General features: G+C 53.5%; 16 protein-coding genes. 7 read left to right on the top strand and 9 right to left on the bottom strand.

Going from position 1 to position 14,573, the window contains the following annotated elements:
- Positions 1-175 precede the first annotated feature (175 nt).
- The 4 genes from AC07UY_RS19440 to AC07UY_RS19425 all read left to right on the top strand — a co-directional run bounded on the left by AC07UY_RS19440 (position 176) and on the right by AC07UY_RS19425 (position 1,670).
- Entirely contained in the window at positions 176-361 is a 186-nt protein-coding gene (locus tag AC07UY_RS19440) for a YadA C-terminal domain-containing protein (protein WP_494701781.1), read from the top strand.
- A 66-nt stretch (positions 362-427) separates the two neighbouring features.
- On the top strand, positions 428-682 hold the full coding sequence (locus AC07UY_RS19435; RefSeq protein ID WP_494701780.1) for a hypothetical protein: 255 nt from the start codon (positions 428-430) through the stop codon (positions 680-682).
- Positions 682-1,044, top strand: coding sequence for a hypothetical protein (locus AC07UY_RS19430; RefSeq protein WP_494701779.1), 363 nt, complete (start codon positions 682-684; stop codon positions 1,042-1,044). Before AC07UY_RS19435 ends, AC07UY_RS19430 begins: the two co-directional genes overlap by 1 nt.
- 302 nt (positions 1,045-1,346) lie before the next feature.
- Positions 1,347-1,670 (top strand): RcnB family protein, encoded by a 324-nt coding sequence (locus AC07UY_RS19425; RefSeq protein WP_490470342.1) that lies wholly within the window; start codon positions 1,347-1,349, stop codon positions 1,668-1,670.
- A 236-nt stretch (positions 1,671-1,906) separates the two neighbouring features.
- Here AC07UY_RS19425 and apbC read toward each other — a convergent pair whose 3' ends face one another.
- Positions 1,907-3,016 carry an iron-sulfur cluster carrier protein ApbC gene (gene apbC, locus AC07UY_RS19420; RefSeq protein ID WP_494701778.1) on the bottom strand — a complete coding sequence of 370 codons (1,110 nt, stop codon included), beginning with the start codon at positions 3,014-3,016 and terminating at the stop codon, positions 1,907-1,909.
- A 164-nt stretch (positions 3,017-3,180) separates the two neighbouring features.
- Here apbC and metG point away from each other — a divergent pair, with 164 nt between their 5' ends.
- Complete coding sequence (gene metG, locus AC07UY_RS19415; RefSeq protein ID WP_494661264.1) at positions 3,181-5,214, top strand: methionine--tRNA ligase; 2,034 nt, start codon at positions 3,181-3,183, stop codon at positions 5,212-5,214.
- Positions 5,215-5,303: 89 nt separating this feature from the next.
- Here the strand turns inward: metG and AC07UY_RS19410 are convergent, their stop codons facing one another.
- The 3 genes from AC07UY_RS19410 to AC07UY_RS19400 form a co-directional block, all read right to left on the bottom strand.
- A complete protein-coding gene (locus AC07UY_RS19410) occupies positions 5,304-5,774 on the bottom strand; it encodes a YehS family protein (RefSeq protein WP_494701777.1) in 471 nt (156 codons plus the stop codon).
- Between the two features lie 179 nt (positions 5,775-5,953).
- On the bottom strand, positions 5,954-6,673 hold the full coding sequence (gene btsR / locus AC07UY_RS19405) for a two-component system response regulator BtsR (protein ID WP_494661265.1): 720 nt from the start codon (positions 6,671-6,673) through the stop codon (positions 5,954-5,956).
- Entirely contained in the window at positions 6,670-8,355 is a 1,686-nt protein-coding gene (locus AC07UY_RS19400) for a LytS/YhcK type 5TM receptor domain-containing protein (RefSeq protein ID WP_494661266.1), read from the bottom strand. Before AC07UY_RS19400 ends, btsR begins: the two co-directional genes overlap by 4 nt.
- A gap of 222 nt (positions 8,356-8,577) precedes the next feature.
- Between AC07UY_RS19400 and mlrA the strand changes: the two genes are divergently transcribed.
- Both mlrA and AC07UY_RS19390 read left to right on the top strand, forming a co-directional pair.
- On the top strand, positions 8,578-9,309 hold the full coding sequence (gene mlrA / locus AC07UY_RS19395) for an HTH-type transcriptional regulator MlrA (protein ID WP_276294622.1): 732 nt from the start codon (positions 8,578-8,580) through the stop codon (positions 9,307-9,309).
- 59 nt (positions 9,310-9,368) lie between these two features.
- Complete coding sequence (locus AC07UY_RS19390; RefSeq protein WP_192612784.1) at positions 9,369-9,476, top strand: protein YohO; 108 nt, start codon at positions 9,369-9,371, stop codon at positions 9,474-9,476.
- On the opposite strand, the gene AC07UY_RS19385 is transcribed toward AC07UY_RS19390, so the two are convergent.
- The 5 genes from AC07UY_RS19385 to AC07UY_RS19365 form a co-directional block, all read right to left on the bottom strand.
- Positions 9,457-10,188 carry an ABC transporter permease gene (locus AC07UY_RS19385; RefSeq protein WP_494661267.1) on the bottom strand — a complete coding sequence of 244 codons (732 nt, stop codon included), beginning with the start codon at positions 10,186-10,188 and terminating at the stop codon, positions 9,457-9,459. The genes AC07UY_RS19390 and AC07UY_RS19385 overlap by 20 nt on opposite strands.
- Positions 10,172-11,119: an ABC transporter ATP-binding protein gene (locus AC07UY_RS19380; RefSeq protein WP_494701776.1), complete on the bottom strand. Its 948-nt coding sequence runs from the start codon at positions 11,117-11,119 to the stop codon at positions 10,172-10,174. The genes AC07UY_RS19385 and AC07UY_RS19380 overlap by 17 nt, the downstream gene beginning before the upstream one ends.
- Positions 11,112-12,278: an ABC transporter permease gene (locus AC07UY_RS19375; RefSeq protein WP_494701775.1), complete on the bottom strand. Its 1,167-nt coding sequence runs from the start codon at positions 12,276-12,278 to the stop codon at positions 11,112-11,114. Before AC07UY_RS19375 ends, AC07UY_RS19380 begins: the two co-directional genes overlap by 8 nt.
- A 15-nt stretch (positions 12,279-12,293) precedes the next feature.
- Positions 12,294-13,211, bottom strand: coding sequence for a glycine betaine ABC transporter substrate-binding protein OsmF (gene osmF / locus AC07UY_RS19370; protein WP_494661270.1), 918 nt, complete (start codon positions 13,209-13,211; stop codon positions 12,294-12,296).
- Between the two features lie 70 nt (positions 13,212-13,281).
- Positions 13,282-14,529 (bottom strand): MFS transporter, encoded by a 1,248-nt coding sequence (locus tag AC07UY_RS19365; protein ID WP_494661271.1) that lies wholly within the window; start codon positions 14,527-14,529, stop codon positions 13,282-13,284.
- Positions 14,530-14,573: the final 44 nt, after the last annotated feature.

The raw sequence follows: 14,573 nt of genomic DNA, 5'->3' as shown, positions 1-14,573 counted from the left end.
CTGGTTTTGTCATGAGTCACCTCTGATTGAGAGTTTACTCACTTAGTCGCGTGTCCACTATTCGCGGGTAAGATCAGCCAGCAGCAATGCGCAGTTCAATTCGTTAAAAGATGAAGTCGATAGTAATAAAAAAGAGGCTCGCAGCGGCGCTGCTTCAGCAATTGCGATTGCTTCAATGCCGCAGGTTCAGGCAAGCCAGGCCATGATGGTTTCTGCTGGCGTGGGTTCTTTTAAAAATGAGCAAGCGTTAAGTGTTGGTGCATCTTTCCACGCAGGCAGTAACACCATTATCAAAGCAGGAATTAGCGATTCAACCAATAATGATTTTGCGATGGGTGCAGGCGTGGGTATCGGTTTCTAATAACGGCACTCCCCTTTATATAACAGGGGGATGACATGAAGACATATTTCAAATAAATAAAGGTATATGATGAAAGCTATTCTTATTCTGGCCACCACGTGCGCTATTCTGAGTGGCTGCTCGACCTCCGCTTCTCGTATGGCGGCATGCGAGTCTCAGGGCGTCAGTCGCGATGCTTGCTATATCGCAGATCAAAACCGCCAATCGGCAATTAACGCCGCAGCGGAGAAACAAGCATTAGAAAATGCCAACGCGCTGTACAGTAATAAAACCGAACAGACTCACCACCATCACAAAAACGCCAACAGCGAGGGTTATTAATGAAAACGCTAATTGTATCTCTGGTTCTGGCTACGCTGGCCACCTCTCCGGCTTTTGCTATCAGCCATTCTTATCGCGATAAGCTGGAGAAATCTGGCTGTACGCAAGTCGAGGATGCTGCCGGTACGTGTGGTCATCACCAGGCTGTTTCTGATAGCCAAACAATCATCAAGCACTATGACGGCTTAAAAATCATCTGGAAAATTAACGAGAGCGTCACGGTCGATGGTAAACCGGCGGTGGTGATTGAATCCGGTGGATACGGTGCCACATGGCAACAAGGGATCTATAAAATCATCACTTATAAAAACCATAAAATTGCCGTAATGAAGAATGACCAATTTGCTGGATATGCGAAGTAAGTAATAATCGCTTAAGGATGAGCGATAATAAAATATAATTATTAATCCCTTCTTTCAACATGGATATAGAGCGACGTTGTCTGCATCATGCAATGCAAACCGAAAATTGACCTGGATGATTCTTAAAACCACTGTTCGCAAAAGGGACTACGGGTTAGTGATACCGTTTATTGGCGCTTTCGTTTACACTTTTTACGAAATAATAGGTGTGATTACAAAAAAGTGCTTGTCACACATACCACGCAGTGGGAATGATACACGGCTAAATTTTGTGACCCGATAGAGTGGAAAGTGGAGAGTATATGGGTATGAAGAAAATGATGTTGATGGGCGCCCTGATGATAGCAACCAGCACCGTCTGGGCCGCTACGGGAGCCAAAACAGGCATCGCTCAGTACGAATTAAGCGGATTTGTTGCCGACTTCACCCATTTCAAACCCGGGGATACCGTCCCGCAATTGTACCTTACTGATGAGTACAAAATTAAACAGTGGCAACTGCGCAACCTGCCTGCTCCGGATGCGGGAACTCACTGGACTTATATGGGCAGCGCTTACGTTCTGGTCAACGATACCGATGGCAAAATCGTGAAAGCCTACGACGGCGAGATTTTTTATCACCGATAATCAAATTTCCCCCTCTTTTCAGAGGGGGAACTCAGAAACTGCTTTCTTAATTATTCACCGCGAACTCATTCTTACGCGTTCTGCCATAACTTACATCGCGTTGCGTTTCGATTTCAGACATGTGCGTTATCTTTAAAAGAGATAAGCGAAATGGAAGCTATGGCAGGTTAAAAGCGTTCGCCACACCAGTTTAATATTGATGTGGCGAACGGATTAGAGGCGTAAATTAGCGAATATTAGACCGCACGGAAGGCAATTTCGCCCGGGATAACGTCACCCTGCCAGTACAGTTGCGCGGCAACACGGTCAGCCAGTTCTCGGTACATCGCTGTGAATTCACTGTCAGGACGGCTGATCACCGTCGGCGTTCCCCGGTCGAGGTCTTCACGCAGGCTAATATGCAGCGGCATCTGTCCCAGCAACTGAGTACGGTACTGTTCTGCCAGCTTCTGCGCGCCGCCCGTGCCGAAGATTGGCTCATGATGACCACAGTGGCTACAGATGTGCATACTCATGTTTTCAACAATACCCAGCACAGGCACTTCGACCTTCTCGAACATCACAATGCCTTTTTTAGCATCGATAAGCGCAATGTCCTGCGGGGTCGTGACGACCACAGCTCCCGTCACCGGAATGTTCTGTGACAGCGTCAATTGAATGTCACCGGTTCCCGGCGGCATATCCAGAACCAGGTAATCCAGATCGGGCCACAACGTCTCCTGCAACATCTGCATCAGCGCTTTGCTGGCCATTGGACCACGCCATACCATGGCATTATCTTCTGTCACCAAATACCCGATTGAGTTCGTCGCCAGCCCATGAGACATGATCGGCGCCATGTGGGTGCCGTCAGGTGACGTTGGACGTTGATTTTCTGCGCCGAGCATCGTGGGAATAGACGGACCGTAAATATCCGCATCCAGAATGCCGACCTTCGCCCCTTCCGCAGCCAGCGCTAATGCCAGGTTCACCGCAGTAGACGATTTACCCACTCCGCCTTTACCGGAACTGACCGCGATAATGTTCTTAACACCGTTAATACCCGGCTGGTTTTTCACACGCTTAAGCGTCGCAATGTTGTGTGACAACTTCCAGTCGATCGCTTTTGCGCCTGTGATCCGCAGCAGGTCACCGCTACATTGATCTTTTAACACCTCAAACGCGCTGTGCCAGACAAACGGCATGACCAGCTCAACGTGCAGCGTGTCATCCATCCAGGCAACGTGATGCAACGCTTTAAGCGTTGTAAGATTATGCTTCAAGGTGGGGTGCTGAAAATTCGCCAGCGTCCCGGCGACCATAGCGCGCAAGGTTTCTGGTGATTTGGCCTGGGATTGTGCGTTCATCCCGACTCCTTTTTGTTGTTCTGAAAAAACGATTGTAACTACCTAGTCTACTCCAGTGGTAACAAATATTCATTTATGGATAAATGCCCTTATCACTTGGCGTAGTTATTCCCTTTCAGGTAACATCAGAACCCCCTTTTAATAGAGAAGAAGTAATACCTACTATGACTCAAGTCGCGAAGAAAATTCTGGTAACGTGCGCGCTGCCGTACGCAAACGGCTCTATCCACCTCGGCCATATGCTGGAGCACATCCAGGCTGATGTCTGGGTCCGTTACCAGCGAATGCGCGGCCATCAGGTTAACTTCATCTGCGCAGACGACGCCCACGGCACGCCAATCATGCTGAAAGCACAGCAATTGGGCATCACGCCTGAGCAGATGATTACCGAAATGAGTCAGGAGCATCAGACTGATTTCGCAGGTTTCAACATCAGCTATGACAACTACCACTCGACGCACAGCGATGAGAACCGTGAATTGTCCGAGCTGATTTACTCGCGCCTGAAAGAGAACGGTTTTATCAAAAACCGCACCATCTCTCAGCTTTACGATCCGGAAAAAGGCATGTTCCTGCCGGACCGTTTTGTCAAAGGCACCTGCCCGAAATGTAAGGCGGCGGACCAGTACGGCGATAACTGCGAAGTGTGCGGCGCGACCTACAGCCCAACTGAGCTTATCGAGCCGAAATCCGTGATTTCCGGCGCCACGCCGGTAATGCGTGATTCTGAGCACTTCTTCTTTGACCTGCCCTCTTTCAGCGAGATGCTTCAGGCGTGGACCCGCAGCGGCGCACTCCAGGAGCAGGTCGCAAACAAAATGCAGGAATGGTTTGAATCCGGTCTGCAACAGTGGGACATCTCCCGCGATGCGCCGTACTTCGGTTTTGAAATTCCGAATGCGCCGGGCAAATACTTCTACGTCTGGCTGGATGCGCCAATCGGCTACATGGGTTCATTCAAGAACCTGTGCGACAAGCGCGGCGACACCGTAAGCTTTGACGAATACTGGAAGAAAGACAGCGATGCCGAACTGTATCACTTCATCGGTAAAGATATTGTCTACTTCCACAGCCTGTTCTGGCCCGCAATGCTGGAAGGCAGCAACTTCCGCAAACCGACGAACCTGTTTGTTCACGGCTATGTGACAGTGAACGGCGCGAAGATGTCAAAATCACGCGGCACCTTCATTAAAGCCAGCACCTGGCTGAACCATTTTGACGCCGACAGCCTGCGTTATTACTACACCGCGAAGCTCTCTTCCCGTATTGATGATATCGATCTGAATCTGGAAGATTTCGTGCAACGCGTGAACGCCGATATCGTCAACAAGGTGGTTAACCTTGCGTCGCGTAACGCGGGCTTTATTAACAAGCGTTTTGATGGCGTACTGGCTTCTGAGCTGGCTGACCCGCAGCTGTATAAAACCTTCACCGACGCCGCAGCGGTAATTGGCGAAGCGTGGGAAAGCCGTGAATTCGGTAAAGCGATCCGTGAAATCATGGCGCTGGCCGACGTCGCCAACCGTTATGTCGATGAACAGGCACCGTGGGTCGTTGCGAAACAGGAAGGCCGCGATGCCGACCTGCAGGCGATTTGCTCAATGGGTATCAACCTGTTCCGCGTGCTAATGACTTATCTGAAGCCGGTTCTGCCAACGCTGACCGAACGTGCGGAAGCGTTCCTGAATACGGAACTGAACTGGGATGCCATGGCGCAGCCGCTGCTCGCGCACAAAGTAAATGTCTTCAAAGCGCTCTACAACCGCATCGAGATGAAACAAGTCGAAGCACTGGTTGAAGCCTCTAAAGAAGAAGTCAAAGCGCTGAGCACGCCGGTAACCGGTCCGCTGGCAGACGACCCGATTCAGGAAACCATCAGCTTTGATGATTTCGCCAAAGTGGATTTGCGCATCGCACTGATCGAAAACGCCGAGTTTGTTGACGGCTCCGATAAGCTGCTGCGTCTGACGCTCGATCTTGGCGGTGAGAAACGTAACGTCTTCTCGGGGATCCGTACGGCTTATCCCGATCCGCAGGTGCTGATCGGTCGCCATACGGTGATGGTCGCCAACCTGGCGCCGCGCAAAATGCGCTTCGGCATCTCTGAAGGGATGGTGATGGCCGCAGGTCCTGGTGGAAAGGATATTTTCCTGTTAAGCCCGGATGAAGGCGCGAAGCCGGGTCAGCAGGTGAAATAATCTGCATAAAAAAACGCTGCTTCGGCAGCGTTTTTTTTATGTCGGGTAGCACTGGCCTGGTAAGCGTAGCGCCATCAGGTCTGCAACGTTCAGGCTTTTTTCGCGTGCTCACGCACCGCCAGTCCACGCAGAAAATAACGCAGGAACTGATCGCCACAGTCACGGAAGTTTTTGTGGTCAGGGGCACGCATCATGGCGGTGATCTCCGGCATCGAAACGCGGAACTTCTGCTCGGTCATAATGGCGAGGATATCATCGGTTTTCAGCGCAAACGCAATACGCAGCTTCTTCAGCATAATATTGTTGTTAATGCGACGTTCGACCGCCAACGCTGGAGCCGATTCATCACGTCCGCGCTTTTCATAAATCAGACCGTTCAGAAAGCACGACGTTAAGATGTCCGGGCAACGCACGAAGCCTTCTTCATCTTCTTTACGCAGCCAGGGAACCAGTTGTTCCGCCGTCACTTCGGCTTCCCCCAGCGCGAAAATACGCACCAGATCGTTATTGTTGATTTTCAGGATGTAGCGGACGCTGCGTAAAATATCGTTACTGACCATAGTGCCTTCGGTGATGGTGAAAAATAAAAAATGCGGGGGTTAAGTCTCTACTCTAAGCAGTTCGAGTTGCAGCAAGGCGGCAAGCGAGCGAATCCCCTGGAGCATAGAGAACTATGTGACAGGGGTGAACGAGCGCAGCTAACGCAGCTGCAACTTGAAGCGCGACGAGTATACATGATTTACAGCCCCAACGCCTCTTTCAGGGTCTTTAAATAGCGACGGCTGACCGGTACTGTCTGCCCGTTACGCAACAGCAGTTCAGCCTGACCATTGTCCTCAAGGCGGATCTCCTGCAAATGCGCCATGTTAACCAGATACTGGCGATGACAGCGCAGAAGCGGCGTGCGGCTTTCCAGCGTTCTGAGCGTCAGCTCGGTAAAACCTTCTTTGCCTTCGCTACTCGTCACATAGACACCGCTCATCCGGCTGCTGACGAACGCCACATCATCCAGTTGCAGCAGGTAAATCCGGCTATGTCCGGTACAGGGAATAAATTTTAATGCCTGTTGATTTTCCGGCAGTACCGAAACATCCTGCTTGCTCCGCTCCTGACGCAGACGCGCCAGCGTTTTCTCCAGCCGTGTTTCTTCGATGGGCTTGAGCAAATAATCAAACGCATGTTCTTCGAAAGCTTTAACGGCATACTCGTCAAACGCCGTCAGAAAGACGATATAAGGACGGTGTTTCGGGTCAAGCATCCCCACCATTTCCAGCCCGCTGATGCGCGGCATTTGAATATCCAGAAACAGGACGTCAGGGCGTAGTTTATGCACCGCACCAATCGCTTCCACGGCGTTTGAACATTCACCCACAATGTCGATATCACTCTGAACTTCTAGCAGAATCCGCAGATTTTCCCGCGCTAACGGCTCGTCATCCACAATCAGCACTTTAATCATGCGTGTTCCTCCAGAGGAAGTCGTAAAGTTATTCGGGTAAAACAATCGGGTTCACAGGCCACGCTGATACCGTAGTCGTCGCCAAATCGCTCCCGCAGCCGTTTATCCACCAGGTTCATACCGAGGCCGCTGACATTGTTCGTTGGCTCATACAGTCCGGCATTGTCTTCAATATCCAGCATCAGATACTGCCCTTCACGGCGCGCGGTAATGGAGACCTCGCCGGTTCCCAGTAGCTGGGAAGTCCCATGTTTGATGGCATTTTCAACGATGGGTTGCAGGGTAAATGCGGGCAGTTGTTGGTGCGAAAGCGCGTCCGGCACGGTCAGCGTCACCTGTAGACGAGACTGGAAGCGGGCCTTCTCGATCTGCAAATAGGCATTCACATGCTCAATCTCATCGGCAAGGGTAACAATCTCCGACGGGCGTTTTAAATTTTTACGAAAGAAGGTCGAAAGGTACTGAACCAACTGGCTTGCCTGCTCGCTGTCGCGGCGGATCACCGCCTTAATCGTGTTGAGCGCGTTAAACAGAAAATGAGGATTCACCTGCGCGTGCAGCAATTTGATTTCCGACTGGGTAAGCAGCGCCTTTTGCCGCTCATACTGACCCGCCAGAATCTGCGCCGACAATAGCTGGGCGATCCCCTCCCCCAACGTGCGGTTGATCGAGCTGAAGAGACGATTTTTCGCTTCATACAGCTTAATGGTGCCCATGACCCGCTGGTTCTCTCCACGTAGCGGGATAACCAGTGTCGAACCTAATTTGCACTGCGGGTGCAATGAACACCGGTATGGCACTTCATTGCCATCGGCGTAGACCACCTCTCCGGTTTCAATCGCCTTTAACGTGTAGGTCGACGAGATAGGTCTGCCAGGCAAATGGTGATCGTCGCCAATCCCGGTAAACGCCAACAGTTTTTCGCGATCGGTAATCGCCACCGCGCCAATATCGAGTTCCTGATACAGCACTTGCGCCACTTTCATGCTGTTCACTTCGTTAAAGCCCTGACGCAGGATCCCCTCGGTGGAGGCCGCCACTTTCAGCGCGGTCGCCGAAAACGCCGAGGTGTATTTTTCAAACATGGCGCGCTTGTCGAGCAGAATACGCATAAACAACGCCGCCCCGACGGTGTTGGTCACCATCATCGGCGCCGCAATGTTACTGACCAGGTGCAGCGCATCTTCGAACGGACGGGCAATCAGCAGAATGATCAGCATCTGCACCAGTTCAGCCACAAAGGTAATTGCCCCTGCCGTCAACGGGCTAAAGACTTTGTCGGTCCGGCCACGGCGAATCAACACGCTATGCACCAGCCCTCCCAGCAGCCCTTCGACAATGGTCGAAATCATGCAACTGAGCGCCGTCATACCGCCCATTGAGTAGCGATGTAAGCCACCGGTCAAGCCCACCAGCCCACCGACCACCGGTCCCCCCAGCAAACCGCCCATCACCGCGCCAATAGCACGCGTGTTGGCGATGGAATCATCAATATGCAGGCCAAACCAGGTGCCCATAATGCAGAAAATAGAGAAGATGATATAGCAGAGGAATTTATGCGGTAAACGAACCGTAACCTGCATCAGCGGGATAAACAGACGCGTTTTACTCATCAACCACGCGATAACCAAAAACACGCACATCTGCTGAAGCAGCAGCAACACCAGATTGAACTCGTACATACCCGCTAACCACACATCACTTAAAACCGCGTAACATACATTGAGTCCGCTGAACTTTCTTTGAACTGTTGCATAAAAACATCAATTCGTGAGAACGATCACTCAAAAGCACGCGAATGCGCACATTCTCACCCCCTGGCCGGACAAAAAACAGACAAAACTACCTGGTTCGCAAAAGAGCGTCTACAGTAAGACTGGGACCTCGCGAGCAAGGGTGAGACGATGGCGCTTTACACGATAGGTGAAGTGGCTTTGCTTTGTGATATCAACCCTGTCACATTACGCGCGTGGCAGAGGCGTTACGGGTTGTTGAAACCGCAACGAACCGACGGTGGTCATCGCCTGTTTAACGATGCGGACATCGACCGGATCCGTGAGATCAAGCGCTGGATAGACAACGGCGTGCAGGTCAGCAAGGTCAAAATGCTACTGAGTAATGATAATATCGATTTGCAAAACGGCTGGCGCGAACAGCAAGAAACTCTGCTGCACTATTTGCAAAGCAACAATCTGCAAAGCCTCAGGCTGTGGATCAAAGAACGCGGCCAGGATTACCCGGCCCAAACACTCACCACACACTTGTTTATTCCCCTACGCCGACGTTTGCAATGCCAGCAGCCCACCCTACAGGCGCTGCTGGGTATTCTCGACGGCGTTCTCATTAACTACATTGCGATTTGTCTGGCCTCTGCCCGCAAAAAACAAGGAAAAGATGCGCTGGTCGTCGGCTGGAATATTCACGATACCACGCGATTATGGCTGGAAGGCTGGATCGCCAGCCAGCAGGGATGGCGCGTTGACGTGCTGCCCCATTCACTGAATCAGCTGCGCCCGGAACTGTTTGATGGTCGAACGTTGCTCATCTGGTGCGGCGAAAACCAGACCCCCGCCCAGCAGCAACAGCTTGCCGAATGGCTTGCGCAGGGTCACGATATTCATCTACTCGGCATTTAATGGTTCATTAACAAATACGCTTTATCATATAATCGCTCCGTTAACATAAGGAGTGCATAATGAGCGTAGCTAAAATCGGTGTTATTACCCTCTTCCTGCTGATGGCCATCGGTGGCATTGGCGGCGTCATGCTCGCAGGCTATACGTTTATTTTGCATGCCGGGTAAGGTATTGCCCGAGTCGTTCAAACACGCGATCGACAATAATTGCCGCCAGCGCCACCAGCACCGCCCCCTGAATCACATAGGCTGTGTTAAACCCGCTGAGCCCAATGATAATGGGTGTGCCCAGCGTGCTGGCCCCCACCGTTGAAGCAATGGTCGCCGTTCCGATATTGATAATCACCGATGTCCGAATACCGGACAAAATCACCGGCGCCGCCAACGGAAGCTCAACGCTGCGCAGCTGCTGCCCGCGACTCATCCCCATCCCACGCGCCACGCTGACCACACTCTCCGGGATTGCCCCCAGCCCCGCCAGGGTGGCCTGCAAAACCGGTAACACGCCATACAGGATCAGGGCGATGATCGCCGGTTCCTGACCGAATCCCATCACCGGAACCGCTATCGCCAGCACCGCCACCGGGGGAAAGGTTTGTCCAACCGCCGCAAGGGTTTCAACCAGCGGACGAAATTCGCCCCCCCACGGACGCGTCACTGCAATCCCCGCCCCAACGCCTACCGCCACGGCAACCACGCTCGAAGTACCGACCAGCCAGAAGTGCGCCAACGCCAGCGCGATAAAACTTTCCTGCTGATACACCGGGCGCGGTAATTGGGGAAACAGCGCGCCAAACAGCGCCTGACTGTGCGGCAAACTCACCAGCAACAGCAGAAAAATGACAATGAGCCATAACAGCGGATCACGCAGAAGTTTCATGAGGCAAGGTCTTTGAAAGTAAATCGCGAAAATGGAGCGTCCCGCAGGGAACGCCCTGCTGATTAACCACCGGCAAGACGTCACACCCACCCGCCACAAAGGCGGAAAGCGCGTCACGCAGCGTCATCTCCTCTGCCAGCGCTTCTCCTTCCAGCCGCTCCTGACGCCGGACAAAATCGCCTACATGGCGGAGCGACAGCAGTCGTACGCCAAGCTCGCTGCGGCCAAAAAATTCCTGTACGAAATCACTGGCGGGAGACATCAGCATCTCCAGCGGCGTCCCCTGCTGCACCACTTCACCACCATCCATCAGCACCAGATGCTCAGCGAGGCGTAATGCTTCATCAATGTCGTGCGTCACCAACACAATAGTGCGCCCTAGCAGGCGATGAATGCGGGTCATCTCATGCTGTAACGCGCTGCGTGTCACCGGGTCCAGCGCGCCGAACGGTTCGTCCATTAACAATACCTGCGGATCCGCCGCCAGTGCGCGCGCCACGCCCACCCGCTGCTGTTGACCACCGGAAAGCTGATGGGGATAACGCTCACGCAGTCCCGCCTCTAACCCCAGAAGCGCCATCAATTCCTCTACGCGGTCATCAATTTGCGAACGCGACCATTTCCGCAGTTGCGGAACCGTGGCGATATTCTGCGCCACCGTCCAGTGGGGGAAAAGTCCGATCGACTGGATGGCGTATCCCATACGTCGGCGCAGTTCCAGCACCGGCAGGCTACGAATCTCTTCCCCAGCAAAGCGGATCCGCCCACTGTCATGCTCCACCAGTCGGTTAATCATCTTCAGCGTGGTGGATTTTCCTGAGCCAGACGTTCCAATCAGGACCGAAAAGCTGCCCTCACGGAAATGCAGGTTGAGATCGCTGACGGCCTTTTGTTCGCCAAACGATTTGCTGACATGGCTAAATTCAATCATCGTGTTTGACCTTCAGGAGTGCGTCCAATAAATCGAACAGCGCATCAATAACTATCGCCAGTGCAACGACCGGAACGACCCCCAGCAAGACTAAGTCAACGGCGCTACTGAGCAGTCCCTGAAAGACCAGCGCGCCAAATCCTCCGGCGCCGATAAGCGCGGCGATCACCGCCATTCCGACGGTCTGCACCATCACCACCCGTAAACTGCGCAAGAAAATCGGTAGCGCCAGGGGCAACTGGACATGGATAAAACGCTGACGAAGACTCATCCCCATGGCTCTGGCGCTTTCCAGAACCTCATGCGGCACCTGGTTTAGCCCTGCCACCACACCGCGCACCAGCGGCAATAAGGCATACAGCACCAGTGCGATCAGCGCCGGCGTCAGGCCGGTGCCTGCCACCCCCACGCTCCCCAGCCAGGGAAAGTTCTTCACCAGCCCGGCAAGCGGCGCAATCAACAGGCCAAACAGAGCGACTGAGGGAATGGTCTGGATAACATTCAGTACCGCAAAGACAGCCCCCTGACGCGCGGCTGAGAAATAACAGCCGATCCCCAGCGGTACACCAATCAGCAGCGCAGGCACCACCGTACCGATCAAAAGCGTCAGATGCTGCGCGAAAGCCGCATCAAAGACATCCTGGCGGTTGGCGTACTCTTTCAGTAACGAGAGATCGTTGAAGGTGCCGGAAAACAACAGCGCCAGCGGCACCACCGCGATTTGCGCGTGCAATATCCAGCGCCACAGCGGGTGTACGGTGATACGTCGAATCGCATCGCTACAGGCCAAAAGCGTCATACCCAGCGCCAGCCAAAAACCGCTGCCGAGGCTGGTACGCGCCAGCGGGCTGCCTGTCTGGGCCAGATACGTCGCCGCACTTCCGGCCGCGATGAGCACGCCCGTTAGCAGCAGTTGCACAACCACCAGCGTAGCGACAGAACCGCGTTGACCGGGGAACAGACACAGGGCAAGCAGTAGCGCGAATCCCCCTGGCAGTCCCCATTTAATGTCCGGCCAGATATCCCAGAGCTGACGCCCGTCACCTGACATCAGTCGGTTCGGGGCGTAGTTCACGAAAGGAAGCGCAGCAGCAATGGCGGTCAGGAGAACCAGCAGCAACAGCACACGATTGAGGCTGACGTTTGACACCTTACGCATCGCAGACAAATTCAGTTACTTCACCCACCCTTTTTGCTTCAGGTAGTCTGCCGCCACTTTTTTCGCATCCCGTCCTTCGACGGCAATGCTGGCGTTTAATTGCTGCAACGTTTTCTCATCGAGACTGGCAAATACCGGCTGTAGCCATTCGGCGATTTGCGGATGCGCTTTCAGCACCGCCTCGCGCACCACCGGTGCGGGGGCATAAATCGGTTGAACACCCTTAGGATCGCTCAACGTTTGCAGACCCAGCGCCGCCACCGGCCCATCGGTGCCATACGCCATTGCCGCATTGACGCCGGAGGTTTGCTGGGCGGCGGCTTTAATGGTGACCGCCGTATCGCCACCGGCCAGCGACAGCAGTTGGTTCTGATTTAGTTTAAAATCGTAGGCTTTTTCAAAGGCGGGAAGCGCATCAGTGCGCTCGATAAATTCAGCAGACGCCGCCAGCTTGAATTCACCGCCCTCTTTCAGATAACGCCCCAGATCGGCAAGCGACGCAAGTTTGTGCTTTTCTGCCACGTCCTGACGTACGGCGATGGTCCACGTATTGTTAGCGGGTGCGGGCGTGAGCCAGACCAGTTTATTTTGCTCAGCGTCCAGCTTTTTGACTTTTTCAAAGCCTGCCTGGGCGTTCTTCCACGCCGGATCGTTTTCATCTTTGAAGAAGAAGGCGCCATTACCGGTGTATTCCGGATAAATATCCAGCTCCCCGGAGGTGATCGCCCCGCGCACCACGGGCGTGGTGCCCAGTTGCACTTTATTGACTGTTTTAACGCCGTGGCTTTCCAGCACTTGCAGAATAATATTGCCGAGCAGCGCCCCTTCGGTATCGATCTTCGACCCGACGGTGACAGGAGATGCAGCCTGTAATGGCAGGCTCACTGCCGCGACCAGCGCCAGTGAGCTCAACCATAGCTTTGAGATTGTCATGTCGCTTTCCTCACTCTTTTGCTGCCCTTTTCAGAGACTTGAGGAAAAAGCATAGACGAAAAGTTAGAGGTTAACCTGGAGATTGCGGGTTATCAGGCAATCTCAGCGGGATCGTCAACAGGCTGGCGGCAAAATAGAGAATGGCTATCACCCACAGCGTCCCCTCCACGCCCAACGGCCCGACGCACAGCGTCACAATAAACGGTCCGGCGAAATTACTTAACCCGGATCCCAGGTTCAGACACGAAATGGCCGCCCCTTTATTTTGCGGCAACAACGAGGGGATCAGTGCGCTCAGTGGCCCAAACGCCCCCAGCCCAATCGCATAAATCGACAACGCCAGGAACAGCGCCAGTTCGCTATGACCAAACAACACCGGTGCGTAGCAGACCGCCAGCGAAGCGACCCCACACAGCGTGCCGGAAAACCACACCACCGTATTACGCCAGCCAATGGTATCGCCTAACCAGCCAAACAGATAACTGGAGAAAATATTGATGACGTTGACCAGACCCCAGATAGTCAGCCACTCCGCGATGCTGAAGCCAAACCGGGGCAGGTACACTGGCATCAGGATCACCAGTGAAAACTTACCAATGTCGTTGATGGTTTTCACCACCACCGCCAGACGCATTTTCGGTTCACGCGCCAGTACGGTTATCCCTTCGAGAAGCGCCGGTCCCAGCGCCTGACCGCGCTGCCAGTCGGGACGATCGCGGTTCAGCACCAACGCACAAAACGCGCCGCACAGGACAAAGATAAAGCCACTCAGCAGCGTGTTGGTTTCACCCCATTTCGCAATCATCAGGCTTGAATACCACGGGCCGACGATGGTCATGCCGACACCAAACGCAATCCAGAACCAGGACACCGCGCGCCCCAGGATCCGAATCTCGCAGCGCTGGTTGATCCACACCAGAAACGAGTAGGCGAAAAGCGGGTATGCGACGCCGCGCAGCGCATACGTGGCGACCATCAGCGGGTAGTTGTTTTGCGGTAAGGCAAAAAAGATAAACGGCACAGAACCGATAAAGTACACCGCCGTTGCGACCCACATTAAACGGCGTAATCCCAGAACCCCGGCACCGATGCCGGAAAACCAGGAGATCGCCGCCACGCACAGGCCAAATATGGATGACAACAGGCTGATATCAAACGGAGAGAATCCCCGCTGTTGCAGCATTGAGGAGAGCCAACTTTGTTCTATTGTTGCGCCCGTAATAAAAAGAAATACGCCGATAAATCCCCAGCAAAGTTCGCGAGGTAATCCCATCCGCGCCCATAGCCCTTGTTGCATCACCAGGCTCTGTTCAGTCATTTTGTTCTCTTCCAATAGCAGGCGGACATTGCTGTCCGCCCCGG

The organism is Citrobacter sp. GW821-FHT02E08 (assembly GCF_059421685.1).
This window is presented reverse-complemented; position numbering and strand designations above follow the sequence as displayed.